This window comes from Intrasporangium oryzae NRRL B-24470 (assembly GCF_000576595.1).
GTDB lineage: Bacteria > Actinomycetota > Actinomycetes > Actinomycetales > Dermatophilaceae > Intrasporangium_C > Intrasporangium_C oryzae.
The window spans coordinates 37,786-56,771 of the sequence record NZ_AWSA01000004.1; the positions used below are offsets into that span (position 1 = coordinate 37,786).

Here is an 18,986-nt window from a genome sequence, read left to right on the forward strand (position 1 = left end):
CCTCTCGGCATGGTCCGCTACGTTGGTCGTGTCCTCGGTGGGCGGAAGGAGACCGGCGTGAGCGTCCCGGAACCACGCGTGGCCGTGCGCGTCGTCACGGACTCGACCGCATACCTGCCCGACGACCTCCTGCGCGAGCACGCGATCGAGGTCGTCCCCCTCCATGTCGTCGTCGGTGGGGCCGACCACGTCGAGGGCCGTGACATCACCGCCGACGAGGTCGCGGCCGCGCTGCGGCAGTACACCGTCGTCTCGACGTCACGCCCGACGCCGCAGGTGTTCCTCGAGACGTATGAGCGGCTGGCGGCCGAGGGGGCGACCCACGTCGTGTCGATCCACCTCTCCAGCCAGATGTCCGGCACCGTGGAGGCGGCGCGCCTCGCCGCTGCCGAGGCATCGATCCCGGTCGAGGTCATCGACAGCGAGACGATCGGCATGGCAATGGGTTTCGCCGTCGTCGCCGCGGCCGAGGCCGCGACGGGGGGTGCGGACCTCGCGACGGTCGCACGCGTCGTCCACGAGCGACTGGCCCCCTCGAAGGTCCTCTTCTACGTCCACACCCTCGAGCACCTGCGGCGCGGGGGGCGCATCGGCGCGGCGTCGGCGCTGCTCGGGTCGGCGCTCGCGATCAAGCCCGTCCTCGGGGTCAGGGGCGGGCGCATCGTGCCCATCGAGAAGGTCCGCACGACCGCGCGCGCCATCGCCCGGATCGAGGCGATGGTCGCGCAGCACGTCGCCGAGGGGGGCGTGGCGGTCGACGTGGCCGTCCACCACCTCGACGCGGCGGAGCGCGCCGAGGCCATCGCGGGGTGGGCGCGTGACCAGCTGCCCGGAGCGCGCCGGGTCCTCGTCGTCGAGCTCGGGGCGGTCGTCGGGGCGCACGTCGGACCCGGCACCGTCGCCATCGCCGTCTCGCCGCGCGCCGGCGAGCCCATCGTTGCTGGCCGGGAGTCGTGAACGCCGCAACCCTCGCCGCCTGGGTGGCAGGGATCGTCGCCGCGTTCCTTGTCGGGGCGATCAACCCCGCGACGATCATCGCCCGGGTGCTCGGGAAGGACCTCGCGACGTCCGGTTCGGGCAACCCCGGCGCGACGAACGCCGGACGCGTGCTCGGCCGCAAGTGGGGTGTCCTCGTCGGGGTCCTCGACGTGCTCAAGGGTTTCGTGCCTGCGTACATCGCTGCGCAGGCCTTCGGGCCCCATGCCGCCTACGCCGTCGGGCTGGCCGCCGTGCTCGGCCACATCTACTCGCCGTTCCTCCACGGGCACGGCGGGAAGGGCGTGGCGACGACGCTCGGCGCGATCCTCGGCGTCCACCCGTGGGTGGCGTTGGTCGTCTTGCTTGTCTTCGCGGTGTCGGTCGCGCTGACCCGGTGGGTGGCTGCGGGGTCGATCCTCGGGGCGCTCTCGATGATCGTCGTGGCGGTGCTCGTCTGGGTCGGTCATGCGCCGGGCGACGTCTGGACCGGCGTCTGGCTGGCCGCGATCGCCGCCATCGTGCTGTGGCGGCACAAGAACAACGCCGTCGGCTGGTGGCGCCAGCGGCGTGTGACCTGACGCGGAGGAGGGGCCTGTGGATGACGCGCACGCTTCGGGGTGCGCAGCGGGCACTCTTGTGGGAACGTTTGACCGGCTTTGGGGTTGTTTGACCCTGACAGCCGAGTCGCCACGATGACACAGGGGATGCCCATGGCACATTCACGATGGACGGTGAGGCCGTATGCCGCCGGGCTGGCGGCGGTGCTCGCGCTCGGCGCCTGCTCGGGCGGGGGAGGGTCTCCCACCTCGACGCCTGCGGGGCCTTCGAGCCCGGCGGTGACGAGCACGAGCGTCGCGCCGACAACGAGCGCGCTGCGAGCGACTACGACGGTGGACCCCGTGCTGGCGCGGATCCCCGCCGCCGCCCGCGCGGAGACCATGGAGGGCGCCGCGGCGTACGCGGCCTTCTACCTCCGGCAACTCAACGAGGCTTCTAAGGCTGGCGATCCGACCCTGCTCGACGGGCTTGCGATGGCTTCCTGTCCGATGTGCGCGACCTTCTACAACTCAGTCTCTTCGCTTCAGGCTGAACGCCAGCACCATGTGGGAGACGCGCTGAAGGTGACCGATTTCGAGCCACTGAGCTTCGTCGATGGCAAGCGCACAGCGCTCGTGCGGGTGAAGCTGTATGCGGTGCCCATAGTTGACGCCGCAGGAAGACAAGTCGACACCACGGAGGCGGATTCGGGGGCTTTCGTGGCGACCTTGGCATACGAGGGCCGTTGGTACATCTCACGACTGCAGGTGGCGAAATAAGTGAGATCGAAGCATGCGCTGACTTGCCTCGTCGTCACCGCAGGGTTGCTTGTCACATCCGCAACCACAACTTGGGCCACGCACGCCTCAGGGCACTGCGGAAACTTCCTTTCGTGTGATACCACCGAATCCGGTGCGGAGGTGTCCACGCTTTCTCGAGAAGAAGTGCTGGCGCTCCCCAACTATCCCGGCGATGGTGGCGGGCTGATTGTCGACCGGGCCGCTGATGCCCCGCGTTACGAGTACGCCTCGCTGAACGACTGCCCGCAGGTCCACCCGGACTCCCCGAACGAGGAGTCGACCTGCCAGCACGCCCTGCGGGACTGCCCGCCGGAGGAGCTGGGGCCGCTGCTGAGGATCTGGCGCCGAACCGTCGCGGGCGATGTGGTCCTCGAGCCGTGGGACAGCAAGGGCCTGACGTGCGCCTCGGATGTTGCCCCAGGCGCGCGGCCGACGCTGACGATGGCCGACCTCAAGGCCCAGTTCATGCGAACCCCGTGGGCCAAGCCGCAAGTCAGCAGCCAGCCAAAGGGAAACATCACCCTGGTCAACCTGACGACGTTCTACCGCGTCGACTGGTCGACGGGGGGTTTCGCGCCCGGCGAGGTGGACCAGTCCGTGCTGCGCGGCATACCGGTGCGGATCCGCCCCAAGCTCGTCGGGTTCACGTACGTGTTCGGCGACGGCACCACCTACGGGCCGACCGTGAGCACCGGAGGCGTGTACCCGAAGGGAGACATCACCCACGTGTATCGCGAGCGTGGCGAGTTCCCGACGCGGGTGCTGACAACCTTCGGAGCCGACTTCAGCCTGGACGGGACCAGGTGGGACCCGATTCCCTCGACGGTCACGGTGCCCGGACCGGTCACGACCATCACGGTCCGCGAGGCGCAGGCAGTCCTGGTCAACCACTGACCCTGGCTCCCGCGGCTGCGGCACTGGTCAACAATGCTGGGCAGTGTCGTAAGGGGTCGGGGGGCGGGGCGCCCGCGGGCTACGGCACTGCTCAACAATGCTGGGCAGTGCCGTAGGAGCTGGTGCCCGAGGCGCCGGCCGGGCTCGCCGCGCGGGCCAGCCGAGCGGCATACGGCATGGCGGGGACCGTTGGATGCTGCGTTCACCCGCCCGCGCGTCCAGCCCCAGTCCCGGTGGTTGCTCCGCCGAAGCGGCCGCCGACACCTCCACCGAAACCTCCCCCGAGGCCGCGCAGACCCGCTGTCTGGTTCGAGGGGAGGGCGGCCGCCGCGTCGGCGAGGACCACCCGGTCGCCCGCGGCGAGCCCGGTGAGGATCTGCGCGTAGCCGTCGCCGACCACACCGACGGTGACGGCCTGCGCGCGCGCGTCGCCGCCCGAGAGGACTTCGACGTCACCGGTCCCCGCCCGAAGCCCGGCAACCGCGGAGACCGGGACGCGTACGGCGTCGGGGGCCTGCCCCACGGTGATCGCGACCGTCACGATCGAGCCGCTCGACATCGACCGGGTCGGGTTCGGCACGAGGACGGTCGCCGGGTACGACGGAGTCGTCGACTGGGTCGATGCCGGCAACAGGTTCACGGACTGGAGCGTGCCCGGCACGGGCGTCACGTCCCCCGCAGGCGTGACAGCGGCCGACAGGCCAGCGTGAACGAGACCCATGTCGGCGAGCGGGATGTCGACCGTGACGGTCGCCGCTCCGGGGCCGACGATCACGATCCCCTGGGAGGCCGCTGCTGGCTGCCCCACCGTCAGACCGACCTGGCCCACGGTGCCTGCAATCGGAGCCTTGAGCGTTGCCCCCGCGAGGTCGGCCTCCGCCTGGGTGACGGCCGCCTGGTCCTGCAGGATCGCCACCTCGTCGGCGGCCACCCTGGTCGCGGAGGCGGTGCCGGCGCCCGCACTCCCGCTCCCGTTCGTGCCCGACGACCCAGCGCTCGGGGTGGCGGGCGAACCCGAGGGCCGAGCGGTCGACAACGCGGCCGAGCCGCTCGTCGCTCCTGACCCGGTGGTGCGGCCCGCGCTGCCGGACGACGCGACGTTCGTCGCGGCTGCCTGCATGATGACCTTCAGCTCGCGGACGACCTGCGTCGCCAAGCTGGACAGGGCAGCCCCCGCCGCCTTCTGGGCGCGGGAGACCGAGTCCATGGCTGCGGCGCAGGCCCTCAGCTCTTCCGCTGTCGGGATCGTGCCCCCGGTGACCGGGGGAGGGGTGGTCGGCGACGCCGTCGGGGTGGGAGTGCCGGTGGGGGTGCCCGTGGGCTCGCCCGAGGGCGCGACGCCTCCAGTGGTGGGCGTAGGGGTGCTGGTCGCCGTCACCGAGGGGCTCGGCCCTGGCACTGCTGTGGTGGGGTCGGAGCCCGGCGATGCCGTCGGGGTTGGGACGGTTGCCTTCCGAGCCAGGACGGGCGCGAATGTCGTGCCTCCGAGGCCGGCCGAGATGCCCCTCGACGCAGTGACGTGGCTGCCACCGGCCGTGACCGGCGTCCCCGTCACGGGGGCACAGGTCTGCTCCTCAGCGCGCAGGGCGAGCTGGGCAGCTCCCAGGGCGCCCTGCACGGCGGCCGTGCTGAGCTTCGCCGTTCCGGATCCGCCCTGCGCGCCCGAGGCCGAGGGTGTGCCGCCTGTCCTGGACGGTCCGCTCGAGCTCGCGCCGCCAGCGCTGGGGGCCGTCCGGGATGAGGACGCCGAGGTTCGCGCCGTGCCGGAGCCTGCCGCGGCGGCGGACGAGCTGGAGCCGGTGGAAGCAACCGACCCGCCTGACGCCGCCGGTGCCGGGGCGGTCTGGTCGGAGATAAGGGAGGCCTGATCCTGGGCGAGGCTCGCTCGGGCAGCGAGGAGGTTGGCTCGCAGGCCTGTCGGGTCGATCGTGGCGAGCGTCTGACCCGCGGAGACGTGGTCCCCGACCTTGACCGTGACCGCGGTGACGACGCCGCTCGCAGGGAAGGCGGCCGTGACCTGCTCGGTCAGCTGCGCCGTGCCGTTGAGCGTGAGCAGCTGCGCGACGGGACCTCTGCTCACCGCTGCGGTGCGATAGTCCGCAGCAGTCGTCGACCCGGCGCTCGAGGACGCGCTGAAGACGGCGATGGCGCCGAGCAGGACCGCGACAAGGGAGCCGCCGACGATCAGTGGCCCACGACCGACGCGTGGCTTCTCAGGCATTCCCGGCCCCCGCAGCGGGAGCAGCTCGGCTTCCCGTGCCGCTGCCAGCGCCCAGGCCGCGTCCGCCGAGGCCGGTCTGGCAGGAGCCGCCCACCGGGGCACTGATGGCGATCGAGATGGCGGTGAGAGCCCCGGTGTCGTCCGTCCGACCTTGGGCCGTCACGCAGGTGCCGACCTTCATCGCGGCGGCCGTCGCCACCACCAGCCGAGTGAAGCTCGTCGCGGCGGTATAGGTCACCGTCACCGGCGTGGCCGCGGTCCCGCCCACCCGCATCACCGGCGTCACCGTGAACTGACCGGCCCCCACCGCGGTCACCGTGCCGATGGCGCCGAGCCGGCGCGCGAACCCGCCCGGTCCTCCGCCCTGCCCACCGCCCTGACCGGTGGTCGGCCGGGTCGGCATGCTCCCTGTCGGCGTCCCTGACGGCTGGCCGTCGACTCGGCCGCCGAAGCGGCCGAAGGAGCACGTGCCGCCCTGGCTGGGCAGCAGCTCGACCGTGGCGGCCGCGACCGAGGTCACCGAACCCGGGGCGGGTGTCGGCGTGCTGCCCGTCCCGCCCGTCCCGCCCGACGGTGCGCCACTGGGTGTTCCGGGAACGCGAGCGGGTCGGGCCATGACGCACTCGCCGACCTTGACCGCGGCGGCCGACGTGGGCACCTGGTCGGTGAACCGCGTCGAGCCTGTCCAGGTGACGGCGGTCTGCTGGGTGGTCCCCTGCACCTGGGCGGTCCGCCCGGTGATGGCCGCGACCAGACCGGACACGCCGGGGAAGGCGCCGAAACCACGACCAGCACCCCCGGGGGCGCCGGGACTGCCGGCCGAGCCTCCTCCGGCGCTCGTCTGGCCTCCTGCGGGGAGCGAGGACGACTGGGCGGGAGTGCTGCAGGCGGAGAGACCGAGTACGGCGGCCGCCGCAATGATGGTGATGAGGTTGCGCTTCATGGTCGGTCACTCACTTCTCAGGGCGTCGATGGGGGCGAGGCGGGCGGCACGGTTCGCGGGGTAGACCCCCGCCACGATGCCGATCACGAGGGAGACGGCGAGGGCGCCGAGGGCGGCCGCGGCCGAGACGGACACGGGCTGGCCGAGGAACTGGGGGAGGACCATCGCCCCGACGAGTCCGAGGGCGACCCCGAGCACTCCACCGACGAGGCCGAGCAGGCTTGCCTCCGTGAGGAACTGGCGCAGGATGACAGCTGGTGTCGCCCCGAGCGCCTTGCGCAGGCCGATCTCACGGACCCGTTCGGTGACCGACACGAGCATGATGTTCATGACGCCGATCCCGCCCACCAGGAGGGAGATTGCTGCGATACCGGCGAGGAGCACGGTGAGGGTCCGAGCGGTGCTCGTCGCGGTCTGGACGAGGGACTCCTGGCTGTTGACCTGGAAGTCGGCCGTGGCCGCGGTGACGGCGTGCGACGTGAGCATCGCGTTCGTCGCCTCCTGGTAGGCGGCGGAGAGGTCCTGCTGGTCCCGCGCCTCGAGGTAGATCGACGACACCGACGTCCCACCCGCCGAGAAGTCGTCGGCGAACGTCGTGGCCGGGATGACGACCTGGTCGTCCTGGTCGCCGCCGACCGTGGAGCCGGCCGTGTTGAGCTCGCCGATGACGGTGAACGGGACGCCTCCGACGGACAGCGCCTGGCCGACGGGCGACCGGAGTCCGAAGAGCTGCTGGGCCGTCGTCGAGCCGATGACTGCGACGGGTGCGCCGGAGCTCATCTCCGACGGCGTGAAGAACCGCCCGGCGGCCTCCGTGCGAGCCCGCACGGACGGCCACTGAGGGGTCGTGCCGATCACGGTCGTCGTCCAGTTCTGGCCGTTCGCGACGACGTTCTGCGACGCAGTCGTGACGGGCGCGACAGCGGCGACGTCGGGGACGACCTGCCGGTCGGCGAGGACAGCCGCATCGGCCGTCGTCAGGGTCGTGGCCGATCCGCGCCCTCCCCGTACGCCGCCCACCGCGGTCGCGCTGCCCGGCGAGACGATGAGCAGGTTGGATCCGAGGGCGTTGATCTGGCTCGCGACCCTGGCCTGGGCCCCCTGCCCGAGCCCCACCGTGAGCATCACCGCCGCGATTCCGATGAGGATTCCCAGCGTCGTCAGGGTCGAGCGCATCCTCCTCGTCAGGATCGCGTCGTATGCCGTGCGCACGGTCTCGAGCCACGTCACGGCCGTGGGCCTTCCGCCAGCGCCCAGTCGTCGAGGATGCGTCCGTCGAGAAGGTGGATCGTGCGGGCCGCCTGGCGTGCGACATCCGACTCATGGGTGATGAGCACGACCGTTCGGCCCTGTTCGTGCAGCTCCCGGAACAGGCCGAGCACGTCGGCCGTCGACACCGAGTCGAGATTTCCTGTGGGCTCGTCAGCGAGGATGAGGCTGGGATCGGTGACGAGTGCGCGAGCGACGGACACACGCTGCTGCTGGCCTCCGCTCAGCTCGCCAGGGCGGTGCTCGACCCGGTCCGCGAGCCCGACCCGTGCCAGGGACTCCAGGGCGAGGGCTCGCCGCTCCGCCCGGGGCACCCCTGCGTAGACGAGCGGGAGCTCGACGTTGCGCCACGCCGACATGGTCGGGAGCAGGTTGAACTGCTGGAACACGAACCCGATCCGTCGGTTGCGCACGTCCGCGAGCTGGCGCTCGTCCATGTCGCTCACATCCTCGCCGGCGAGGCGGTACCGACCGCTCGTCGGCACGTCGAGGCAGCCGAGGATGTGCATGAGGGTCGACTTCCCGGAGCCCGACGGGCCCATGACCGCGACGAAGTCGCCCTCGGCGACGGAGAGCGTCACCCCGCGCAGCGCGTCGACGGAGAGGGAGCCGCTGCGGTACGTCTTGCCGACGTCGACGAGCTCGAGGATCGGCACGGCCTCGTCGCCCCGCTCGAGGTCGCTGTACACCGGCAGCGACGCCACGGTGTCAGCCACCGTTCCTGGTGCCGACGCCACCGGCGCCGCCAGCACCGCCACCGCCACCGAAGCCACCGCCACCGAATCCGCCACCGAGTCCGCCACCGACGCCACCGACGCCACCGCCGCCGAAGCCTCCGCCGACCCGGGTGCCGCCGGTGCCTCGGGTGCCGAACGTGTCGGGCAGCACGACCATGGCCCCGTCGGCCAGCCCCGCGGTGATCTCGGTCCGGGCGCCGAAGACCCGTCCGACCGTGACGGCGGTGGCGACGCTCTGGCCGTTTCGCAGCACCGTCACGGTGGTTCGGCCGCTGTTGCTGCTCAGGGCCGCCGTCGGGACCGTCAGGACGTTGTCGAGCTGCTTGACGATGATCGAGACGGTCGCCGACGTCCCGGCGTACAGCCCGGCCGGCGTGCCCGTCACGGCGACGACGACCGGGAACTGTGAGGTGCCGCTCGAGCTCGACGACGCCACGATGCCGATCGACTCGACGGTGCCGAAGATCGTCGTGCGCGACCCCGTGGGGAGGATCTGGGCCTGCAGCCCCGGCTTGAGGTTGGGCAGGTCGGCGTTGGCAACTGCCGTGTCCACCACCCAAGCTCTCGTGGAGATGACCGAGATCGCCGATCCGGAGGAGGCGGAGGCAGAGGAGGAGCTCGCGCCGCCGGAGCCCGAGCCGGACGTACCGCTCGACCGTGCGGCGCCGGCGCCGGCAGAGCCGCTGCTCGACGCTCCCGACGATCCAGACGCCCCCGCGGCCCCGGACGACCCCGAGCCGCCGACCGCCGAGCCGACCTTGATGTTGACCGCGGCGACGACGCCGTCGATCGGCGAGGTGAGCTGCGCCTGGGCCACCGCTTCTCGGGCGGCCGCGAGCTTGGCCTGGGCCGAGGCGAGCTGGGCGTTCGCCGCCGCGATCTGGCTGGCCGAGCCGCTCGTGGCCGCCGCGGTGATCTGGGCCCGCGCCTGCGTGACAACAGCCTGCGCGAGAGTCACCTGGCTCCGGAGCGAGGTCGCGTCGATCGAGGCGAGGACCTCTCCCTTGGTCACCTTCTGTCCGACGGAGACGCCGACGCTGTCGACGGTTCCCGAGGACGGGAAGGAGAGATCGTCCTCGGTCGCGGGCTCGATCGTTCCGGTCGCCGAGACCGTCTGCTGAACGGTGCCACGAGAGGCCGCGAGGGTGCGCGGCTGGGCCTGGGCGCTCGCCGACCGATGGCTCAGGGCGAAGGCACCCCCGGCACCCACGAGCACGAGTGCGGCGACCACGACGCCGATCGCGCGTCGACTTCGCCGCGAACCGCCCCTGGTTCCGCGCCTGGATCGCCCCATCTCCCACCGCTCCCTGCATCGTCGAGGGCAGCTGCTCTCTGACGGCGACGCTAGGTGGGCAATCTGGAAGATCTTGGGGCAGTTCTTATCAGTGGGCTATGTGTTGGCCGCGAGGCACCGGTGCGTCCCAGCCGAAGCGCCCCGCGCGTTGCCGCGGGCGGGCCGAGCGGCATACGGGCAGGTCGTCTCAGAAGACGATGGTGCGGCGACCCGCGAGGAAGACGCGACTCTCCGCGTGGTCGCGGACGGCGCGGGACAGGACGCGGCGCTCGACGTCGCGTCCGATCGCGACGAGGCGCTCGGGAGTCTCGGCGTGCGTCACGCGCACGACGTCCTGCTCGATGATCGGACCCTCGTCGAGGTCGGCCGTCACGTAGTGGGCCGAGGCGCCGATGAGCTTGACGCCGCGGTCGTGGGCCTGGTGGTAGGGCTTGGCGCCCTTGAAGCCCGGCAGGAACGAGTGGTGGATGTTGATGGCCCGACCGGCGAGCTCACGGCAGAGGCCGTCGGACAGGATCTGCATGTAGCGAGCGAGGACGACGAGGCCGACGTCGTGCGCGGCGACCATCTCGAGCAGCTGTCCCTCGGCGGCGGCCTTCGTGTCCGGCGTGACGGGGATGACCGTGAACGGGAGGCCGTAGTACTCGACGAGGCCGCGGCAGTCCTCGTGGTTGGACACGACCCCGACGATGTCGATCGGCAGGTCCCCGCTCTTCCAGCGGTGGAGCAGGTCGAGCAGGCAGTGGTCGAACTTGCTGACGAGGATGATCGTGCGGCAGCGCTCGTCCGCGGGACGGACCGACAGGGCCGCGCTCACGACCGCGGGGCTCGTGGCGATGGCCTGGCGAACCCGCTCGACGTCGGCCGCGTTGCAGTCGAACACCGTCCGCATGAAGAAGAGGTTGGTGTCCTCGTCGGAGTACTGCTGGTTCTCGATGATGTTGGCCGAGACCTGCAGGAGGGCGGACGAGACGGCCGCGACGATGCCGGGGCGGTCGTCGCACGTGAGGGTCATGATGTGCCGGGCCATTGGTGCAGTGTTCACCAGGCGTCGCGAGCCGCCCAATCGACACGCGTGCCGTCTCGGCTGGTGACCGAGGTTGCCCACATCCCGGGCGCCGCGCTGTCGTTGTCCCCAGGACCGCGCGCGGCTCGGGTCGGCTGACGGGTCGCTTTCCTACGTTCGGCGTATGCCGTTCCGCCGCGCCCCAGCCACGCCTGACCTCGAGCGGGTCGCCCAGGTGCTGAGCGGTGGGCGAGCCGGCGGGTGGATTCCGTCGCGTCCCGGAGGGGACGCACTTCCCGGGCTGTACGACGGGGAGGAGGTCGCGGGTGTGAGGGCGCTCGGGGCCGAGGAGGGCGCGGAAGGTGGCGGTCACACGACCCGTCCCGGCGCTGCCACGGAGGCGCACGAGCCCGCTGACCTGGCCGCGGAGCTCGAACGCCTCGACATCGACCTCCGCCGGGCTCGCAGACCCGGCCTGCTGACCGCGCCGGAGCCAATTCGCCTGGGGCGGTGGTCGGTCTCCAGCCCGGCGGTGCTCTCCGTCCTCGCGCTCGTGGTCGCGCTCGGTTGCGCGTTCGCCATCCGGATCCTCTGGGCCGAGCGTGCGGCCGACGCGGCCAGCCCGGCTCGCGGCGCGTCCGCCCTTGCGGCCGGCGCTCCGGCGGTGCGCACGACGGATGGGGGCGCGCCCGGGTCGGGAGCGACCGCAGCCGGCTCCGTCGTGCTCGCGGGTCCCTCCGGGGCCGCGAGCGCCCCCTCGGGAGCCCCCGGACCGGCGGCCCAGATCGTCGTCCATGTCGTCGGCCAGGTCGCCCGGCCGGGGCTCGTCCGCCTGCGGTCGGGGGCCCGGGTGGCAGATGCGATCGCCGCAGCCGGTGGGGCGCGGTCCGGCGCCGACCTCTCGGCCCTGAACCTCGCCCGGCTCGTCGTCGACGGCGAGCAGGTGCGTGTCCCGAAGCCCGGCGAAGCGGTCCCGGCTCCCGGCGGCGGGGGATCGGGGCCGGTGGGCGCCGTTGGGGGCGGGTCGGGCTCGGGCGGTGCCGCCCTCGTCAACCTCAACACCGCCGACCTCACGTCGCTCGACAGCCTTCCCGGGGTGGGACCGGTCCTCGCGCAGCGGATCCTCGACTGGCGCACCGAGCACGGACGGTTCACGTCGGTCGACGAGCTCGGCGAGGTGAGCGGCATCGGTGACAAGCTGATGGCCCAGCTGCGTCCCAAGGTGACGGTGTGAGGCCTGCCGCCCCGTCGGACGAGCAGGCGCGAACGCGACGCATCGTCCCGGTCGAGCGCCGAGTCGACCTGCGGCTCCTCGTGCCCGTTCTGGTGGCCTGGCCGTGCATCGCCTTCGGGGCGCTCCTCGCGCCGGTGACCGGCGTCTGGTGCGGGTCTGCCGTGGCGACGCTCGTCGCGGCGATGCTCGTCGGCCGGCGCACCCGACCACGGCCCGGACCCCGTCGCCGTCTCGTCGCGCTCACCCTGGCGGTGATCGCGCTGCTCCTCGTCTCCGCCGCCGGGCATCGGACGGTCCGCTCGACGGGCCCCCTCGAGGAGCTCGCGTCCGAGGGGGCCGTCGTCACGATCCGCGGCACGGTTCTCGCCGAGCCTCGGGCTGTGGCAGAGCGGGGAGCCCGGCCGGGCGGGGAGGCTTCGGCACCGGCCAGGTTCGTCGTGCGCGTCGACGTCGCCGAGGTGCTCGGGCGTGGCACCACGACGGCGGTGAGCGCCCCGGTCCTCGTCATCGGTGGCGTCGAGTGGGGATCCCTCGCCTGGCACGACGACATTCGAGCCGTCGTCCGGCTCGGGCCCTCGGAGCCGGGCGACGACGTCGTCGCGGTCGCGAAGCCGAAGGGCAGCCCGCAGGTCACGGGACGTCCCGGTCCCGTCCTGGACGCGGCGGCCGACGTGCGGGCACGGTTCCGCGCGGCGACCGCGGCCCTGCCCGCCGACGCGCGCGGGCTCGTGCCGGCCCTCGTCATCGGCGACACCTCCCGGACCCCGGTCGACCTCACCCAGGCCATGCTCGACACCGGGATGAGCCACCTCAGCGCCGTCTCCGGGAGCAACGTGACCCTCGTCCTCGCGGCTGCCATGGGCGGGTGCGGCCTGCTCGGGGTGCGACGCCGCTTCCGGCCGGCCGTGGCGCTCGCCGTCCTCGTCGGGTTCGTCACCCTGGCCCACCCCGAGCCGAGCGTCGTCCGTGCCGCTGTCATGGGGTGCGTCGGGCTCCTCGCCCTGTCGACGTCGCGCCGGCAGGCGGGCGTGCCGGCCCTGTCCGGCGCGGTCACTGTCCTTCTCGTGTGGGACCCGTGGCTCGCCCGGTCCTACGGCTTCGCCCTCTCGAGCGTCGCGACGCTCGGCCTCCTTCTCTTCGCGCAGCCGTGGGGGAGGGCCATCGGCCGTCGCCTCCCGCCCCGGATGGCTCGGCTCGGCCCGGTGCTCGCCGTGCCGGTCGCGGCCCAGGCGGTCTGCACGCCGATCGTCGTCCCGCTCCAGGGGAGCGTGTCGCTCATCGCCGTGGTGGCCAACCTGTTGGCGGCGCCGCTCGTTGCGCCGACGACGATCGTCGGGGTGGCGGTGGCACTGCTCTCGGTCGCCGGGGTCGGCGCGGCCGGCTGGGTCGCCTGGGGCGCAGCCCTGCCCGCGCTGGGCATCGCCCGCGTCGCGCGCGTGTGCGCCGATGCCCCCTTCGGCTCCGTCGACTGGGACGGGTCGGCCGCCGGGGCGGCCCTGCTCGCGGTGGCGACGGCGCTTCTCATCGCCCTCGGGCCCTGGCTGTGGCACCGGTCGCGACTCCGACCGATGCTGGCCGTCGCCGTCGTCCTCGTCATCTCTGCCTTCGCCGTGCCGACCGCGCCGCTCGTCTGGCCACCGACGGGCTGGGTGCTCGTCGCGTGCGACGTCGGCCAGGGCGACGGGCTCGTCGTCCGGACCGGTCCAGACCGGGGGATCGTCGTGGACGCCGGCCCGGACCCGGGCCTCATCGACGGCTGCCTCGACCGGCTCGGGGTCGCGGCCGTCGATGTCGTCGTCCTCACGCACTTCCACGCCGACCACGTGGACGGGCTCCCGGGTGTCCTCGAGGGCCGTCGAGTCGGCGAGCTGCTCGTCTCGCCCGTCGCCGATCCGCCCGGCGAGTCCGCACAGACGGCCCGGACCGCGGACGACGCGCACATCCCGGTCCACTCCCTCCACGCAGGCCAGTCCATCGCGGTCGGGCCGGTGATGGCGGAGGTGTGGTGGCCGGCCCGGCGCATCGACGCGGGGTCGGTCCCCAACAACGGGTCCGTCGTCCTGACGCTGCACGTCAGCGGGATCACGGTCCTTCTCGCCGGCGACATCGAGCGGGAGGCGGCCGCCGAGGTCGTGCGGCGGGCCCGCGCGGACCCGGTGCGTTGGGGAACCATCGACGTCCTCAAGGTGGCCCATCACGGCTCGAGCAACCGCGACGACCGCCTCCTCGACGAGGTCGACGGGCGTCTCGCGGTCATCAGCGTCGGCGAGGACAACGACTACGGACACCCCGCACCGAGCACGCTGCACGCCTTGGCCCAGCGCGGCTTCGAGGTCCATCGGACCGACATCGAGGGGGATGTCGCCTTCGTCGTCACCGCGGCCGGGATCGTCGTCCGAGGGCGCGACGCGACGCTCGCTGGGACCACCCCGGCGGCTCCGTGACATCCGAGGGACCTCGGACCGGGCGGTCCGGTGCTGCCGACGCCGCTCCGGCCGAGGTCACGGGGAGACGCCGACGGCGGCCTCGCGTCGGGCGTCGCCGGCCGCGACGAGCTTCCCGTCTCCGAGCACAGCCCCGCCGACCCCGCCGAAGTACATGTGCGGACGAGGGTAGGCGTGCGCCGCCAGGCCGCAGCCGGCAACGGCGTCGGAGATGGCCTCGTCGGGCTCGTGCTCGACGCTCACCGTGCCGTCGTCGTGATGACGCACGTGCAGCCGAGGGGCGTCGATCGCGTGCTGAAGGTCGGACCCGTGGAGCAACGCCTGCCCGAGCACCTGCATCAGCGCGGTCGTGATCCGGTCCGCCCCCGGCGAGCCGATCGCGAGGACGGAGTCACCCGGCCCACGGGCCGTCGTCGGCGCCATGTTCGACGCGAGCCGGGTTCCGGGAGCGAGTGCGTGCAGCCCGAGACGGTTGAGCTCCGGCTCGCCGAGCGCGTTGTTGAGCAGGATGCCCGTTCCGGGGATGACGATCCCGGCCCCGTAGCCCGAGGACATCGTGATCGCGCACGCGGTCCCGTCCTCGTCGACGACCGAGACGTGGGCCGTCGACGACGACGTGGGGAGCCCGGCGAGCCCGTAGCGCTCCACCGCCTCGAGGAGGGCGTGCCCGTCGGCGTCGAGGTCGCGCGACCGGTCGTGGACCGACACCCGGTGGCCGAGGACGCGCTCCTGGATCTCGATCGCGTCGGACCACGTCCAGGCGCCGCGACGGGCGAGCTCGCCGAGCATGACGGCGAGCATCGGACCGCCAATGGCGGGCGGCGGGTTGAGGGCGATGGTCCAGCCGCCGACGGCTCGGAGCGTCGGCCGCCGGACGACGGCCTCGTAGGCCGTGAGGTCGTCGTCGGTGACGAGGCCGCCGTTCGCGGCCATGTCGTCGACGAGCACTCGTGCGACCGCGCCGGTGGTGACGAGCGAGATGCCCTGGGCGCCAAGGAGCTCGAGGATGTCGGCGAGGTCGGTGTTGGTCGTGACCTCGCCCGCCTCGAGAGTATGGCCGTCGGAGCCGGTGATGAGCGCATGAGCCTCCGGGTCCTCCGCGAAGAGCGACTCGCGGACGATCGCGAGGTAGAGCGCCGCGGAGGCCCCGACGGGGTAGCCGTCGCGGCAGGCCACCGCGGCCGGCTCGACGAGGCGCCTCCACGGCAGCATTCCGAACCGCTCGCGCGCGGTCCATACGGCGTGCAGGGCGCCCGAGTTCGCCACCGAGCCATGACCGGCACCCATCGTGACGCCGCCGCCGTAGTTCGTGCTCACGTGTCGCACGGCCCGGCCGAACGCAGACGGGTCCAGCCCGCGTCCGGGCATCTCGACGTTGCCGTCGATGACGACCGCGTCACCGGCTGCCGGCCAGACGGAGACGTAGGCGCCCCCCATGAGGCTGACGATCCCGGGCTCGGTGCTCAGCGTGACGAGGGTGGCGGCGATCGCGGCGTCGACCGCGTTGCCGCCGTCAGCCGCGGCTTCGAGCCCTGCCCGGAGCGCGACCGGGTTCGGGGCTGCGACCGCGACCCGTGTCATGCCTGCATTCTGCCGACCGGAGCGCCCGCGCGCTCGGTTCCCGGCCACGAACACTCGCGCGCGGCGTGTGCGCGCCGGGGCTGAGCGGCATACGACCCGAGGCGTATGCCGCTCGGCGCGGTCAGGCGGGAGCGCCCGCGAGCGCGTCGGTCGGCTGCTTGACGGCAGCGCCGGCGGCCTCGCAGAGGGCGTCGAGGGCAGCGCCCACGGCCGGGACCCGCTGGAGGTCGGCGGTCGTCACAGCAAGGATCTGGCGGCGCGACGCGGGTGCGAGGGGGAGGGTCGCGACGTCCTCGTGCTTGGCGGCGTTGAGGATGAGGTCGGGGACGAGCGCGACCCCGAGCCCGGCGGTGACCAGGCCGATCTGCGCGACGTAGTCCTCCGTCTCGAAGGCGACGTTGGGCCGGAACCCGGCGTGGTCGGCGAGGGAGAGCAGGTGGCTGCGGCAGCGGGGACAGCCCGCGATCCACTCGTCGTCGGAGAAGTCGCCGAGGTGGGCGGTCTCGTCCTGGGCGTGTGGGTGGCGGGCCGGGACGACGAGCCGGACCTCGTCGTCGAGGAGCTTGCGCGTGACGAGGAGCGAGAGGTCCTCCTCGAGCTCGCCGAGGTCGAAGCCCTCGTAGGCGAAGGCGACGGCGACGTCGCAGTCGCCGCGGCGCAGGGCCGCCAGCGACTCGGGCGGCTCGGCCTCGGTGAAGGTGACGGTGATGTCGGGGTGCTTCGCCTTGAGGATCGCGAGGGTCTTGGGCACGAGGGTCGCCGACGAGCTGGGGAAGGCCTGGAGGCGGACGCGCCCGGCGCGCAGGCCGGCGATGGCGGTGATCTCCTCCTCGGCCGCGTCGAGGGCGGCGAGGACGCTGACCGCGTGGCGCGCGAGGACCTGACCGGCCTCGGTGAGCCGGACCTGGCGGCCGTAGCGCTCGACGAGGACGGTCCCGGTGCGCTGCTCGAGGCGGCGCACCATCTGTGAGATGGCCGGCTGGGTGAAGCCGAGCGCGTTGGCGGCGCTCGTGAAGCTTCCCTCATCGGCAATGGCCTTCATGACCCGCAGGCCAGCAGCATCGATCATGCGTCCATCATAACCGTCGATTATGGATTCGCCGGCACCCTGCCGGTGGGTTGATGTGATGTCGCTGGCTGTCGAGGGCCGGTCCTTCACATCGAACCGCCCGAGTTCGACCGAGAACGCGCGGCTCCCGCCCCCGACGTAGGCTGGTCCGGTGCCCCAGCCGACCACCCCGTCCGCCCGCACGCGCCTGTCGACCACGCGCCACCTGCCGCTCGAGGTGACCGACCTCGGCACGTTCGACGACCTCGTCGACCTCGTCAGCGGCGGCGGTGTCGTCGTCCTGAGTGGTGCCGGCCTGTCGACCGAGTCGGGCATCCCTGACTACCGGGGACCCGACGGCACGCGTCGGGTCGAGCCGATGACGTACGGCGAGTTCGCCGGGTCGGGCGAGGCCAGGCGTCGCTACTGGGCGCGCAGCTACATCGGCTGGCAGCGGTTCAACGCGGCGAGCCCCAACCGCGGCCATCACCACGTGACGCGCCTGCAGCAGCACGGCTACGTCGGCCCGATCATCACCCAGAACGTCGACGGCCTCCACCAGGCCTCCGGCGCCGAGGACGTCGTCGAGCTCCACGGCTCGCTCGACCGGGCCGTGTGCCTCACGTGCGGCGAAGTGACCTCGCGGATCGGGCTGCACGAGCGGATGACCGAGGCCAACCCCGGCTTCATGGACCGCTTCGCCGAGGCGGCCGCCGCGGTCGGCTCGCAGTGGGGCGAGCAGGTCCGCCCCGACGGCGACATCGTCCTCGCCGACGCCCTCGTCGAGTCGTTCCACACGCCGCGCTGCCTCGTCTGCGGGAACGACACGGTCAAGCCCGACGTCGTCTTCTTCGGCGAGTCCGTGCCCAAGTCCGTCGTCGAGCGGTGCTTCGAGCTCGTCGACACGGCAGGCGCCGTCCTCGTCCTCGGCTCCTCGCTGTCGGTGATGAGCGGCTACCGGTTCGTCCGCCGGGCGCACCAGCGCGGCATCCCCGTCGCGATCGTCACCCGATCCGCGACGCGCGGGGACGCCGAGGCGACGATCCGCCTCCACCGCCCCCTCGGCGACACGTTGGACCGGCTCGCGGAGGCCCTCCACCTCTGACCCCGGCCGGCCGTATGCCGCCCACCGCGCCCGGTTCGATGTATCCGCGAGTGCTCTGGGCCGCGCGCATACATCGAACCGGGCCTTCGATGGGTGGCGGTATCAGATGCGGCGCAGGACCGCGGTGACCTTCCCGAGGATCGTCGCCTGGTCGCCGTCGATCGGGGAGAAGTCGGGGTTGTGGGGCACGAGCCAGACATGCCCGTCGACGCGCTTGAAGGTCTTGACCGTGGCCTCGTTGTCGAGCATCGCCGCGACGATGTCGCCGTTGTCGGCCGTCGGTTGCTGGCGCACGACGACCCAGTCACCGTCGCAGATCGCCGCCTCGATCATCGAGTCGCCGACGACCTTGAGAAGGAAGAGCTGGCCCTCGCCGACGATCTGCCTGGGCAGGGGGAAGACGTCGTCGACGACCTCCTCGGCGAGGATGGGCACGCCCGCCGCGATCTGGCCCAGGACGGGGACGTAGGCCGCGTCGGGGCGCGCGTCGCCCGAGCCGGTCTCGGTGTCGGCCGGTCCGTCGTCGGCCGTGATGGGTGAGACGGACGCGCCGCTCGTGCCGCGGTAGCCGAGCTCATGGGCCGGCGCGTCGGGGGAGACGATCTCGAGCGCCCGGGGACGGTTGGGGTCGCGGCGCAGGTAGCCCTTGCGCTCGAGGGCGGCCAGCTGGTGGGACACGCTGGACGGGCTCGCGAGGCCGACGGCCTCACCGATCTCGCGCATGCTCGGCGGGTAGCCGCGGCGGTCGACGGAGTTGCGGATGACCTCGAGCACGCGCCGCTGGCGAACGGTGAGCCCGTCACCCTTGTCGCGGTCGGGAAGCTCGGTCACGCCCATGGTGTCCCCTTTTGTCTGCTCGTCGTCGTCGCCGTGCCCACCCCGTGTGCAGCCGGTG

Annotated in this window: 16 protein-coding genes; 7 read left to right on the forward strand and 9 right to left on the reverse strand. The window is 72.7% G+C overall.

Going from position 1 to position 18,986, the window contains the following annotated elements; all coding sequences use genetic code 11:
* Positions 1 to 57: 57 nt before the first annotated feature.
* From N865_RS02580 to N865_RS02595, 4 genes are all read left to right on the forward strand, one after another.
* Entirely contained in the window at positions 58 to 957 is a 900-nt protein-coding gene (locus N865_RS02580; protein ID WP_245603636.1) for a DegV family protein, read from the forward strand.
* Positions 954 to 1,556, forward strand: a complete 603-nt coding sequence (gene plsY / locus N865_RS02585) for a glycerol-3-phosphate 1-O-acyltransferase PlsY (RefSeq protein ID WP_034801238.1) — start codon at positions 954 to 956, stop codon at positions 1,554 to 1,556. The genes N865_RS02580 and plsY overlap by 4 nt, the downstream gene beginning before the upstream one ends.
* Before the next feature lie 312 nt (positions 1,557 to 1,868).
* Entirely contained in the window at positions 1,869 to 2,294 is a 426-nt protein-coding gene (locus N865_RS02590) for a DUF6318 family protein (protein WP_157557525.1), read from the forward strand.
* A 141-nt stretch (positions 2,295 to 2,435) separates the two neighbouring features.
* Positions 2,436 to 3,209, forward strand: coding sequence for a hypothetical protein (locus tag N865_RS02595; RefSeq protein WP_157557526.1), 774 nt, complete (start codon positions 2,436 to 2,438; stop codon positions 3,207 to 3,209).
* Positions 3,210 to 3,411: 202 nt separating this feature from the next.
* Here N865_RS02595 and N865_RS02600 read toward each other — a convergent pair whose 3' ends face one another.
* The 6 genes from N865_RS02600 to purU form a co-directional block, all read right to left on the reverse strand.
* Positions 3,412 to 5,430, reverse strand: a complete 2,019-nt coding sequence (locus tag N865_RS02600) for an HlyD family efflux transporter periplasmic adaptor subunit (protein ID WP_034801244.1) — start codon at positions 5,428 to 5,430, stop codon at positions 3,412 to 3,414.
* Entirely contained in the window at positions 5,423 to 6,373 is a 951-nt protein-coding gene (locus N865_RS02605; RefSeq protein WP_051509958.1) for a DUF5666 domain-containing protein, read from the reverse strand. The genes N865_RS02600 and N865_RS02605 overlap by 8 nt, the downstream gene beginning before the upstream one ends.
* Positions 6,374 to 6,379: 6 nt before the next feature.
* A complete protein-coding gene (locus N865_RS02610) occupies positions 6,380 to 7,603 on the reverse strand; it encodes an ABC transporter permease (RefSeq protein WP_034801246.1) in 1,224 nt (407 codons plus the stop codon).
* Entirely contained in the window at positions 7,600 to 8,358 is a 759-nt protein-coding gene (locus N865_RS02615; protein WP_245603637.1) for an ABC transporter ATP-binding protein, read from the reverse strand. The genes N865_RS02610 and N865_RS02615 overlap by 4 nt, the downstream gene beginning before the upstream one ends.
* Positions 8,351 to 9,610, reverse strand: coding sequence for an efflux RND transporter periplasmic adaptor subunit (locus N865_RS02620; RefSeq protein WP_051509961.1), 1,260 nt, complete (start codon positions 9,608 to 9,610; stop codon positions 8,351 to 8,353). The genes N865_RS02615 and N865_RS02620 overlap by 8 nt, the downstream gene beginning before the upstream one ends.
* 250 nt (positions 9,611 to 9,860) lie before the next feature.
* Positions 9,861 to 10,703 carry a formyltetrahydrofolate deformylase gene (purU, locus tag N865_RS02625; protein ID WP_034801248.1) on the reverse strand — a complete coding sequence of 281 codons (843 nt, stop codon included), beginning with the start codon at positions 10,701 to 10,703 and terminating at the stop codon, positions 9,861 to 9,863.
* A gap of 160 nt (positions 10,704 to 10,863) precedes the next feature.
* Between purU and N865_RS22145 the strand changes: the two genes are divergently transcribed.
* The gene (locus tag N865_RS22145; protein ID WP_084327884.1) at positions 10,864 to 11,913 is read left to right on the forward strand and encodes a ComEA family DNA-binding protein; all 1,050 of its coding nucleotides are present in this window, start codon (positions 10,864 to 10,866) and stop codon (positions 11,911 to 11,913) included.
* Entirely contained in the window at positions 11,910 to 14,357 is a 2,448-nt protein-coding gene (locus N865_RS02635) for a ComEC/Rec2 family competence protein (RefSeq protein WP_245603638.1), read from the forward strand. The genes N865_RS22145 and N865_RS02635 overlap by 4 nt, the downstream gene beginning before the upstream one ends.
* 57 nt (positions 14,358 to 14,414) lie before the next feature.
* Here N865_RS02635 and N865_RS02640 read toward each other — a convergent pair whose 3' ends face one another.
* Both N865_RS02640 and N865_RS02645 read right to left on the reverse strand, forming a co-directional pair.
* Positions 14,415 to 15,938 carry a gamma-glutamyltransferase gene (locus N865_RS02640; RefSeq protein ID WP_034801249.1) on the reverse strand — a complete coding sequence of 508 codons (1,524 nt, stop codon included), beginning with the start codon at positions 15,936 to 15,938 and terminating at the stop codon, positions 14,415 to 14,417.
* A gap of 121 nt (positions 15,939 to 16,059) precedes the next feature.
* Positions 16,060 to 17,007: a LysR family transcriptional regulator gene (locus N865_RS02645; protein WP_034801250.1), complete on the reverse strand. Its 948-nt coding sequence runs from the start codon at positions 17,005 to 17,007 to the stop codon at positions 16,060 to 16,062.
* A 151-nt stretch (positions 17,008 to 17,158) separates the two neighbouring features.
* On the opposite strand from N865_RS02645, the gene N865_RS02650 reads away from it, so the two are divergent.
* Entirely contained in the window at positions 17,159 to 18,091 is a 933-nt protein-coding gene (locus N865_RS02650; RefSeq protein ID WP_051509964.1) for a Sir2 family NAD-dependent protein deacetylase, read from the forward strand.
* Positions 18,092 to 18,193: 102 nt separating this feature from the next.
* Here N865_RS02650 and lexA read toward each other — a convergent pair whose 3' ends face one another.
* Positions 18,194 to 18,928, reverse strand: coding sequence for a transcriptional repressor LexA (gene lexA, locus N865_RS02655; protein WP_034801251.1), 735 nt, complete (start codon positions 18,926 to 18,928; stop codon positions 18,194 to 18,196).
* Positions 18,929 to 18,986: the final 58 nt, after the last annotated feature.

Excerpts from the sequence above, each read along its gene's own strand:
- purU (WP_034801248.1), bottom strand. The coding sequence starts at position 10,703 with ATGGCCCGGCACATCATGACCCTCACGTGCGACGACCGCCCCGGCATC.
- N865_RS22145 (WP_084327884.1), top strand. The coding sequence starts at position 10,864 with ATGCCGTTCCGCCGCGCCCCAGCCACGCCTGACCTCGAGCGGGTCGCC.
- lexA (WP_034801251.1), bottom strand. The coding sequence starts at position 18,928 with ATGGGCGTGACCGAGCTTCCCGACCGCGACAAGGGTGACGGGCTCACC.
- N865_RS02640 (WP_034801249.1), bottom strand. The coding sequence starts at position 15,938 with ATGACACGGGTCGCGGTCGCAGCCCCGAACCCGGTCGCGCTCCGGGCA.
- N865_RS02645 (WP_034801250.1), bottom strand. The coding sequence starts at position 17,007 with ATGATCGATGCTGCTGGCCTGCGGGTCATGAAGGCCATTGCCGATGAG.
- N865_RS02605 (WP_051509958.1), bottom strand. The coding sequence starts at position 6,373 with ATGAAGCGCAACCTCATCACCATCATTGCGGCGGCCGCCGTACTCGGT.
- N865_RS02600 (WP_034801244.1), bottom strand. The coding sequence starts at position 5,430 with ATGCCTGAGAAGCCACGCGTCGGTCGTGGGCCACTGATCGTCGGCGGC.